This is a genomic window from Caldimonas manganoxidans ATCC BAA-369, from assembly GCF_000381125.1.
In the GTDB taxonomy this organism is placed as follows: domain Bacteria; phylum Pseudomonadota; class Gammaproteobacteria; order Burkholderiales; family Burkholderiaceae_C; genus Caldimonas; species Caldimonas manganoxidans.
This window is the reverse complement of sequence record NZ_KB905949.1, coordinates 47,277-56,818: the sequence shown is the minus strand read 5'-3', so window position 1 is coordinate 56,818 and position 9,542 is coordinate 47,277. Positions and strand designations below refer to the sequence as shown.

The following is a 9,542-nucleotide window of genomic DNA, read 5'->3' as shown; positions in this document are numbered from 1 at the left end:
AAGGGCCCGCCAGTAAGGCCCTCGAGGCCGTAGAACGCGCCAAAAACGCTCCGTTTCGCCCCGCGCAGGACAATCTCGCCGCGGCGCGGGGCTTGATCAGCGTTTCCCTAGCGCGGCAACTCGACCATGCCCGGGAACAGCCACAGCAGCGCCGAGGTCATGATCAGATAGCGCAGGAACTTGCCCACGGCCATGTAGAACACGCAAGGCCAAAACGGCAGCTTGAGCCAGCCGGCCACACTGCACAAGGGATCACCGACCCCCGGCAACCATGACAGCAAGCAGGCCCGGGGACCAAAATCGCGCAGCCACAGCAGCGCACGCGCCTTGACCGGATGCTCTTTGTGCGTGAGGCGGTCATAGGCTTCATGCGCCCCGTAGCCCAACCACCAGTTGAGCGCCCCGCCCAAAGTGTTGCCCACCGTGGCCACCAGGATCGCCGGCCAGAACAGCTCGGCGTTGAGCTTGATGAGGCCAAACACCGCTGGCTCCGACCCCATGGGCAGCAGGGTGGCCGAGACGAAGGCCACGACAAACACGGTGCTCAAGCCGAATTGCGGCAGAGCCAGGGCGCTGAGCAAGGAATAGAGCCAGGCTTCCATGGCTGGCGATTATCGGTGTGCGCTGCAGCAAGGCTGCAGACCGCACATTTCATTTCCTGAAAGCGGGCAAGGCTATACTCTGCCTCCTTTTTCAGCACATCCCCTGCCACACTCCCATGCGCATCGGCCCTCACGAGCTGCCCAACGCGCTGTTCGTCGCGCCCATGGCCGGGGTCACCGATCGGCCCTTCCGCCAGTTGTGCAAGCGGCTGGGTGCGGGCTATGCGGTGAGCGAAATGGTGACTTCGCGCAAGGACTTGTGGCACAGCCTGAAGACCTCGCGCCGGGCCAACCACGACGGCGAGGTCGAACCCATTGCCGTGCAAATCGCCGGCACCGAGCCGGCCATGATGGCCGAGGCGGCGCTCTACAACATCGACCGCGGCGCGCAGATCATCGACATCAACATGGGCTGCCCGGCCAAGAAGGTGTGCAACAAGTGGGCCGGCTCGGCCTTGATGCAAGATGAAGCTCTGGCCTTGTCCATCATCGAGGCGTTGGTGGAGGTTTGTGCCCCGCGGGGCGTGCCAGTGACTTTGAAGATGCGCACCGGTTGGTGCCAGCGACACAAAAACGCGGTCCGTCTGGCTTGCGCAGCCGAGCAGGCCGGTGTGGCGATGATCACCGTGCACGGCCGCACCCGCGAGCAAGGTTACTCCGGTCAGGCCGAATACGACACCATCGCCGCGGTGAAAGCGGCGGTGAAGGTGCCGGTGGTGGCCAATGGCGACATCGATTCGCCCGAGAAAGCGCTGGCCGTGCTGCGATATACCCAGGCCGATGCCCTGATGATCGGGCGCGCGGCCCAGGGGCGGCCCTGGATCTTCCGAGAGATCGAGCACTTCCTGGCCACCGGCACCCATCGCGCGCCGCCGCGGGTGCGTGAAGTGCAAGCCTGGCTGATCGAGCACCTGCACGACCACTACAGTCTCTACGGCGAATGGAGCGGCGTGCGCACTGCCCGCAAGCACATCGGCTGGTACGTGCGTGGCCTGCCCGGCGGAGAAGCCCTGCGCCGGCACATCAATACCCTGGAGAGCTGCGATGCGCAGCTCTCCGCCCTGAATCGATACTTTGAAGCGCTGTCGGAGCGCCATGTGCATCTGCCCGATGCACCGGCCCTCCAAGGCGAGCCGTTCGACGCCGAGGTCGCATGAGCAAGAAGCAAATCGAAGAATGCATCCGCGCGAGTTTGGAGTCCTATTTCAAGGATTTGCGCGGGGAGGAGCCGCATTCCATGCACGAGATGATCATCTCCGTCGTGGAAAAGCCCTTGCTGGAGGTGGTGATGCAGCACGCGCAGGGCAACCAATCGCGCGCCGCCGAATGGCTGGGCATCAACCGCAACACCCTGCGACGCAAGCTCATCGAACACAAGTTGATCAAGTAAGCCCCAGGCCCCACCATGTCGAACCCAGCCCTTACTGCCTTGCTTTCGGTCTCGGACAAGACCGGCATCGTCGAATTCGCCCGTGCGCTGGCAGCGCTCAACGTCCGCCTGGTCTCCACCGGCGGCACGGCCAAGCTGCTGGCTGATGCAGGCTTGAAGGTCACCGAGGTGGCCGAGCTCACCGGCTTCCCAGAGATGCTCGACGGCCGCGTGAAGACCTTGCATCCGCGCGTGCACGGCGGATTGCTGGCCCGTCGCGACGTGCCTGAGCACATGACCGCACTGAATGAGCACGGTATCGGCACCATCGATCTGTTGGTGGTCAACCTCTATCCCTTCGAGGCCACCGTGGCCAAACCCGGCTGCACGCTGGAGGAAGCCATCGAGAACATCGACATCGGCGGGCCGGCCATGGTGCGTTCGGCGGCCAAGAATTGGAAAGACGTCACCGTCCTGACCGATCCGAGCCAATACGCCGAGGTCATCGACGAGCTGCAACGCCATGGCACCACGCGAGCCGAGACGCGCTTCAAGCTGGCCGTGGCAGCGTTCAACCGCATCGCCGATTACGATGGTGCCATCAGCGACTACCTCTCGTCGCTGCAACCCGACGGCACCCGCAGCCTCTTCCCGGGCCAAAGCAATGGCCGCTTCGTGAAGGTGCAGGACCTGCGCTACGGCGAAAATCCTCACCAGCAAGCGGCCTTCTACCGCGACTTGCACCCCGCTGCCGGCTCCTTGGCGACGGCCCGGCAGCTCCAAGGCAAGGATCTCTCCTACAACAACATCGCCGATGCCGACGCGGCCTGGGAGTGCGTCAAGTCCTTCGATACGCCGGCCTGCGTGATCGTCAAGCATGCCAATCCCTGCGGTGTGGCCCTGGGCGCCGATCCTGCGCAAGCGTATGCCAAGGCCTTCAAGACCGATCCGACCTCTGCCTTTGGCGGCATCATCGCATTCAACCGCCCGGTCGACGCCGCAGCCGCACAGCTGGTGGCCAAGCAATTCGTCGAAGTGCTCATCGCCCCGGGCTTCTCGGACGAAGCGCGCGCCATCTTCGCCGCCAAACCCAACACCCGCCTGCTCGAGATTGCCCTGCCGCCAGGAGGCCCCTCGGCCTGGGAACAGGGTCGCAATCAGATGGATGTCAAGCGCGTGGGCTCGGGCCTGCTGCTGCAGACGGCCGACAACCGCGACGTGCGCCTGGACGAGCTGAAGGTCGTCACGCACAAGCAGCCCACGCCCGAGCAACTGGCCGATCTGTTGTTCGCCTGGCGTGTGGCGAAATATGTAAAGTCCAATGCCATCGTGTTCTGCGGCGGCGGCATGACCTTGGGCGTGGGGGCGGGTCAGATGAGTCGCATCGACTCGGCGCGCATCGCCTCCATCAAGGCTGCCAATGCAGGGCTGTCGTTGCAAGGCTCGGTCGTGGCCAGCGACGCCTTCTTCCCCTTCCGCGACGGACTGGATGTGGTGTGCGACGCTGGTGCCACCTGCGTGATCCAGCCCGGCGGCAGCGTGCGCGATGACGAGGTGATCGCCGCAGCCAATGAGCGGGGCATCGCCATGGTGTTCACGGGCGTGCGTCACTTCCGTCACTGAGCCCGGCCTGGCAAAGTCCATGACGCTTGCGCATGCCACCGGCTTGCTGCTGTCGGCCCTGGCCCGCCTGATCACCGGCGCGCAGGGCCACTGGCTGGGCTGCATCCCCAAAGCCGAGCAGCGCATCTACTTTGCCAACCATCAAAGTCACCTCGACTGGCTGCTGATCTGGTGCGCGCTGCCGCACGAGCTGCGCACCCGGACGCGACCGATCGCCGCCAAGGACTACTGGACGTCCGGCAGGTTCAAGCATTGGATCACCCGCGAAGTGTTCAACGCGGTGTATGTGAACCGTCACCGCACCGATGATCAAGACCCTCTGGAGCCGCTGGTCGATGCCCTGCAACACGGCGACTCGCTGGTGATCTTTCCTGAAGGCACACGCAACAACCTGGGAGAACCTCAGCCCTTCAAATCCGGGCTGTATCACTTGGCCCAGCAATTCCCTGACGTTCCCTTGATTCCCTGCTGGATCGACAACGTCCAACGCGTCATGCCCAAGGGCGAGGTGGTGCCGGTGCCGATTCTGTGTTCGGTGACGTTCGGCGCACCGATGCAGCTGGCGCCTGGCGAGGACAAGCGCGACTTCCTGGAACGCGCCCGAGCCGCGGTGGTCGGCCTGCGCAGGCCCGGGAGAGGCACGGCATGAATGTCCTGAAGACCCTGCGCAGCTGGTCCGCCAGCGAGCAGATCGGCCTGCTCTTCCTCATCGTGTTCGGCCTGCTGGTGCTGGCCTCCATGCTCGCCATGGTGATGAGCTTGAAGGCGCAGACCGATGCGCAGCATGCCCGGGTCGAGCGCTTCAAGCGCGTGCTGCGCGATTCATGGGTGTGGGTGTCGGTGTTCTGGATCGCGTGGGTCGCTGGCGCCTTCGTTTCGATGTTGTTGTTTGGGCTGCTGTCGTTCTACGCACTGCGGGAGTTCATCACGCTCAGCCACACCCGCCGCGGCGATCACCGCAGCCTCATCTTGGCGTTCTTCATCGTGCTGCCGCTGCAGTACTGGCTCGTTGGCACGCGCCAGTTCGACCTGTTTTCGGTGTTCATTCCGGTCTATGTCTTCTTCGCGATCCCGGTGATCAGCGCGCTGGCCAACGACCCCGAACGCTTTCTGGAGCGCAACGCCAAGATCCAGTGGGGCATCATGGTTTGCATCTACGGCCTCAGCCACGCCCCTGCGCTATTGCTGCTGGAGTTTGCCGGCTATGCGCAGCGTGGCGCCTTCTTGCTTTTCCTGCTGGTCTTCGTGGTGCAGACGAGCCTGTTGGTTCAAGCCTACGTGGCCCGCCATCATCGGCTCACACCCGTGGCCCCGGCCATCAGCACCTCGTTTTCCTGGGGGGCGGCCGGCGCCGGTGTGTGCGTCGGCAGCCTGTGCGGCGCCCTGCTGTACTGGATCACGCCGTTCAAGGCCGGTCAGGCCTTTGCCATGAGCTTCATCGCTTGCACCGCCGGCATGTTCGGGCATTTCGTGATGAAGGCACTCAAACGAGACGCGGGGGTGCAGTCGGCGTGGCATGCCGAGGGCCACCCCGTGACCGGCGCCGTGGGGCTGCTCGACCGCATCGCCGCGCTGAGTTTCGCAGCACCGGTGTTCCTGCACTCGGTGCGTTGGTATTTCGAGCTGCGGCCATGAGGGTGCTTGGCATCGACCCGGGCTTGCAAACCACGGGCTTTGGCGTGGTCGACGTGGAAGGCCCGCACCTGCAGTACGTGGCCAGCGGCACCATCCAGACCCGCCATGCCGACCAGGGCGACCTGCCCGCCCGCCTGAAGATCCTCTACGAGGGCATCCGCGAAGTGGTCGCACGCTATCGACCCACCGCGGCCTCCGTGGAAATCGTCTTCGTCAACGTCAACCCGCAGTCCACCTTGCTGCTGGGCCAAGCCCGCGGCGCGGCCTTGGCAGCCCTGGTGAGTTGCGAGCTGCCGGTGTACGAGTACACCGCCTTGCAGATGAAGAAGGCCATCACGGGCCATGGTCTGGCGCGCAAGGATCAAATCCAGGCCATGGTGAGGCGGCTGCTACGTTTGCCCGGCGAGCCCGGCAAAGATGCGGCAGACGCGCTGGGTTTGGCGATTTGCCATGCCCACGCCAGCTCGGCCTTTGCCGCCCTGAGTCAAGCCGGCGGCAAACCACGTCGGCGCACGCACGCGCAGATCAAGGGCGGTCGCACCTACTGAGCCGGCCAGAAGATCCGCTCGACGATCAACACCGCAAAGAAGCCCAGCGCCGCCACGAGGGTCCATTTGATGATGGCCACCCCCAGGTGGAGCCAGCGCCGATCGTTGCGCAGCAAATACAGACCCAAACAGACGATCGCCGCCAACAGCAACAGCAGGATCGCCAGGCGAAAGACGACCATCGGCGGGGCCGCTCACCAAGCCGGCGCCAGTTGCGCAAAGCCCTGTGGCGCCTGGCGTTCGTCTTCGAAGCTGACGATCTCGTACTGGCTGGCGTCGGCCAGCAGCGCTCGCAGCAGCTTGTTGTTCAAGGCGTGGCCGGATTTGTAGGCGCTGTAGGCCGCCAGCATGGGTTTGCCAATGACATAGAGGTCGCCGATGGCATCCAGGATCTTGTGCTTGACGAACTCATCGTCATAGCGCAGGCCCTCGGCATTGAGCACTCGGTAGTCGTCGACGACGATGGCATTGTCCATGCTGCCGCCCAGACTCAGGCCACGCGAACGCATCATCTCGACGTCCTTGGTGAACCCGAAAGTGCGGGCTCGAGCGATGTCACGGCTGTAGCGGCCGCTGCCGAAGTCGAACTCGTAGCGTTGGCCGGTCTGGTTGACGGCCGGATGGTCGAAATCGATCTCGAAACTGAGTTTGAATCCATGGTACGGGTCGAGCCGCGCCCACTTGAGGCTGCGGCCCTCCCCTTCGCGCACCTCCACGGGCTTGAGGACGCGCACGAAGCGCTTGGGCGCGCGCTGAAGTTCGATCCCGGCGCTGTGCAGGAGATAGACGAAGGAGGCGGCAGAGCCGTCCAGGATCGGAACTTCCTCGGCCGTGATATCGATGTAGAGATTGTCGATGCCCAAGCCGCAACACGCGGACATCAGGTGCTCCACGGTATGCACCCCCGGCGCTCCGGGGTCCCCCCCGGCGGACAAGGTCGAGTTCAAACGCGTGTCGGTGATGGCAGTGGCCGACACGGGAATCTCGACCGGCACGGGCAGGTCGACCCGCCGAAACACGATGCCGGTGTCTGGGGCTGCGGGGCGCAGCGTGAGTTCCACGCGCTGTCCGCTGTGCAGCCCGACGCCGACGGCGCGAGTCAGCGACTTCAAGGTGCGTTGTTGGAGCATGATGCCTCGATTTTAGGCAATGCCTATAGCCCTTGCAGTGTCCATGGACGCAAGGGCGGGCCGGCGCAGGCTATCGTGTCGATAGCCCACGCCCGACCGCCCCCCTTGAGGGCGCTTCAGTCGGCCTGCTTGCGCAAGAACGCCGGAATCTCGATTTCGTCCATGCCGTTGCTGGCCAAGGCATCGACTTTGGCGGCGGCTTGCGTGCGCCCATTGCGCCAGACGCTGGGGGTGTTCAGGCTGGCGTAGTCGTGCGTGGAGGTTGCCGTCGCAGGCATCGAGACGGTGGCATTGAGCACCGGGATGTTGTCGGTCCCCGTGCGCAAGGCCGGCTGAGAGTGCACCACGCTGATGGGGGCCTGCTGGCGGCGCGCCTGCGGCGACAAGCCCGTGGCGATGACGGTGACGCGCAGTTGGTCGCCCAGGCTCTCGTCGTAGGCGGTGCCGTAGATGACGTGGGCGTCCTCGGCCGCGTAACGACGGATGGTGTTCATCGCGTTGCGCGACTCGCTCAGCTTGAAGCTGCTCTTGCTGGCTGCGATCAACACCAGCACGCCACGGGCGCCAGACAGGTCGATGCCTTCGAGCAGCGGGCAGGCCACGGCCGCTTCGGCCGCTTTGGTCGCGCGGTCCGGGCCGGAGGCTACCGCCGTGCCCATCATGGCCTTGCCAGGCTCACTCATCACGGTCTTCACGTCTTCGAAGTCGACGTTCACCAAACCAGGGATGTGGATGATGTCGCTGATGCCGCCCACGGCGTTCTTCAACACATCATTGGCTTTGGCGAACGCCTCTTCTTGGGTGACGTCATCGCCGAGGACTTCCAGCAGCTTTTCGTTGAGCACCACGATCAACGAATCGACATTGGCCTCCAGCTCGGCCAGGCCGGCATCGGCCTGCTTCATGCGACGCGGCCCCTCGAAATCGAACGGCTTGGTCACCACGCCGACGGTGAGGATGCCCATTTCCTTGGCCACCCGGGCGATCACGGGCGCCGCCCCCGTGCCCGTGCCACCGCCCATCCCGGCGGTGATGAAGAGCATGTGGGCGCCATCGACGGCCTCGCGGATGCGGTCCACGGCCTCCTCGGCGGCAGCCTTGCCGGCCTCGGGCTTGGATCCGGCGCCCAGGCCCGTGGTGCCAAGCTGGATGAGCTTGTGCGCCGACGAGCGGTTGAGCGCCTGGGCGTCGGTGTTGGCGCAGATGAACTCCACGCCTTGAACGCCCTGGGCCATCATGTGCTCGACCGCGTTGCCGCCGCCGCCGCCCACACCGATCACCTTGATCTGCGTGCCCAGGTTGAACTCTTCAATCATCTCGATAGCCATGATGAACCTCCTTCGTCGTTGCAGTTGCCATCACACAAGAAACACATGCGGGGTCTTCTGTCGGCCCCACGCTCAAAAATTCCCAATGAACCAGTCTTTCACGCGACCAAAGAACGACTGCACCGAACCGACCTGCTGGGCCGCCCGGTGACCGCGCACGCGCGACAGTCGCGCCTCCTCCAACAAGCCCATCACGGTGGCCGAGCGCGGATTGGCCACCATGTCATGCAAGGCCCCCGAATAGGTCGGGATGCCTTTGCGCACGGGCTTCAGAAAGATGTCTTCGCCCAGCTCGACCATCCCCGGCATCACCGCCGAGCCGCCGGCCAGCACGATGCCCGAGGACAGCAGTTCCTCGTAGCCACTTTCGCGGATGACTTGGTGCACCAGCGAAAAAATCTCTTCCACGCGAGGCTCGATCACGCCGGCCAAGGCTTGGCGACTGAGCATGCGCGGGGCACGATCGCCCAACCCGGGCACTTCGACCTGCTCGTCGGGGTCGGCCAGCATCTGCTTGGCCACGCCGGATTCGACCTTGATCTCCTCGGCGTCTTTCGTCGGCGTGCGCAAGGCCATCGCGATGTCGCTGGTGATGAGGTCGCCCGCGATGGGAATGACCGCCGTGTGACGGATGGAACCATCGGTGTAGATGGACACGTCGGTCGTGCCCGCACCGATATCGACCAGACACACCCCTAGGTCCTTCTCGTCATCGGTGAGCACGGCCGCAGCCGAGGCGCTGGGGTTGAGCACGAGCTGCTCGACCTCCAAGCCGCAACGGCGCACGCATTTGACGATGTTCTCGGCCGCGCTCTGAGCCCCGGTGACGATATGCACCTTGACCTCCAAACGCCCACCGCTCATGCCGATGGGCTCCTTGACTTCGTGACCATCGATCACGAACTCTTGCGGCTCGACCAACAACAGCTTCTGATCGTTGGGAATGTTGATCGCCTTGGCGGTCTCGATGACGCGCGCCACATCGGTGGGCGTGACCTCTTTGTCGCGCACGATCACCATGCCCGTGCTGTTTTGCCCTCGGATATGGCTACCGGTGATGCCGGTATAGACGCGCGTGATCTTGCAGTCGGCCATCATCTCGGCCTCTTTCAGCGCTTGCTGGATGGACTGCACGGTCGCGTCGATGTTGACCACCACACCACGCTTGAGTCCGTGTGAAGGAGCCACGCCCAGCCCCGCCAAGCGCAGTTCCCCGCTGGGCAACACTTCGGCCACGACCGCCATCACTTTGGCCGTGCCGATGTCCAAGCCGACGACGAGATCCTTGTATTCCTTGGCCATGAAGT

Annotated in this window: 11 protein-coding genes; 6 read left to right on the top strand and 5 right to left on the bottom strand. The window is 64.3% G+C overall.

Translation table 11 applies throughout. The features are described from left to right. Positions 1-107: 107 nt before the first annotated feature. Positions 108-602, bottom strand: a complete 495-nt coding sequence (locus F615_RS0111840) for a YqaA family protein (protein ID WP_019561406.1) — start codon at positions 600-602, stop codon at positions 108-110. 116 nt (positions 603-718) lie between these two features. On the opposite strand from F615_RS0111840, the gene dusB reads away from it, so the two are divergent. Genes dusB through ruvC form a run of 6 tightly spaced genes read left to right on the top strand, consistent with a single transcriptional unit; the run spans position 719 to position 5,777 of the window. Next, entirely contained in the window at positions 719-1,759 is a 1,041-nt protein-coding gene (dusB, locus tag F615_RS0111835; protein WP_019561405.1) for a tRNA dihydrouridine synthase DusB, read from the top strand. Beyond that, positions 1,756-1,992 (top strand): Fis family transcriptional regulator, encoded by a 237-nt coding sequence (locus F615_RS0111830; protein ID WP_019561404.1) that lies wholly within the window; start codon positions 1,756-1,758, stop codon positions 1,990-1,992. Before dusB ends, F615_RS0111830 begins: the two co-directional genes overlap by 4 nt. A gap of 15 nt (positions 1,993-2,007) precedes the next feature. Continuing rightward, positions 2,008-3,594, top strand: a complete 1,587-nt coding sequence (purH, locus tag F615_RS0111825; protein WP_019561403.1) for a bifunctional phosphoribosylaminoimidazolecarboxamide formyltransferase/IMP cyclohydrolase — start codon at positions 2,008-2,010, stop codon at positions 3,592-3,594. 19 nt (positions 3,595-3,613) lie between these two features. Then, the gene (locus tag F615_RS0111820) at positions 3,614-4,243 is read left to right on the top strand and encodes a lysophospholipid acyltransferase family protein (protein ID WP_019561402.1); all 630 of its coding nucleotides are present in this window, start codon (positions 3,614-3,616) and stop codon (positions 4,241-4,243) included. After that, a complete protein-coding gene (locus tag F615_RS0111815) occupies positions 4,240-5,229 on the top strand; it encodes a phosphatidate cytidylyltransferase (protein ID WP_019561401.1) in 990 nt (329 codons plus the stop codon). Before F615_RS0111820 ends, F615_RS0111815 begins: the two co-directional genes overlap by 4 nt. Continuing rightward, entirely contained in the window at positions 5,226-5,777 is a 552-nt protein-coding gene (gene ruvC / locus F615_RS0111810) for a crossover junction endodeoxyribonuclease RuvC (RefSeq protein ID WP_019561400.1), read from the top strand. The genes F615_RS0111815 and ruvC overlap by 4 nt, the downstream gene beginning before the upstream one ends. On the opposite strand, the gene F615_RS0111805 is transcribed toward ruvC, so the two are convergent. The 4 genes from F615_RS0111805 to ftsA form a co-directional block, all read right to left on the bottom strand. Continuing rightward, on the bottom strand, positions 5,771-5,959 hold the full coding sequence (locus F615_RS0111805; protein WP_019561399.1) for a hypothetical protein: 189 nt from the start codon (positions 5,957-5,959) through the stop codon (positions 5,771-5,773). The two genes, ruvC and F615_RS0111805, sit on opposite strands and share 7 nt — an antisense overlap. 12 nt (positions 5,960-5,971) lie before the next feature. Next, complete coding sequence (gene lpxC / locus F615_RS0111800; RefSeq protein ID WP_019561398.1) at positions 5,972-6,907, bottom strand: UDP-3-O-acyl-N-acetylglucosamine deacetylase; 936 nt, start codon at positions 6,905-6,907, stop codon at positions 5,972-5,974. A gap of 116 nt (positions 6,908-7,023) precedes the next feature. Further along, entirely contained in the window at positions 7,024-8,235 is a 1,212-nt protein-coding gene (gene ftsZ, locus F615_RS0111795; RefSeq protein WP_019561397.1) for a cell division protein FtsZ, read from the bottom strand. A 72-nt stretch (positions 8,236-8,307) separates the two neighbouring features. Beyond that, positions 8,308-9,537, bottom strand: coding sequence for a cell division protein FtsA (ftsA, locus tag F615_RS0111790; protein ID WP_019561396.1), 1,230 nt, complete (start codon positions 9,535-9,537; stop codon positions 8,308-8,310). Between the last annotated feature and the right edge of the window lie 5 nt (positions 9,538-9,542).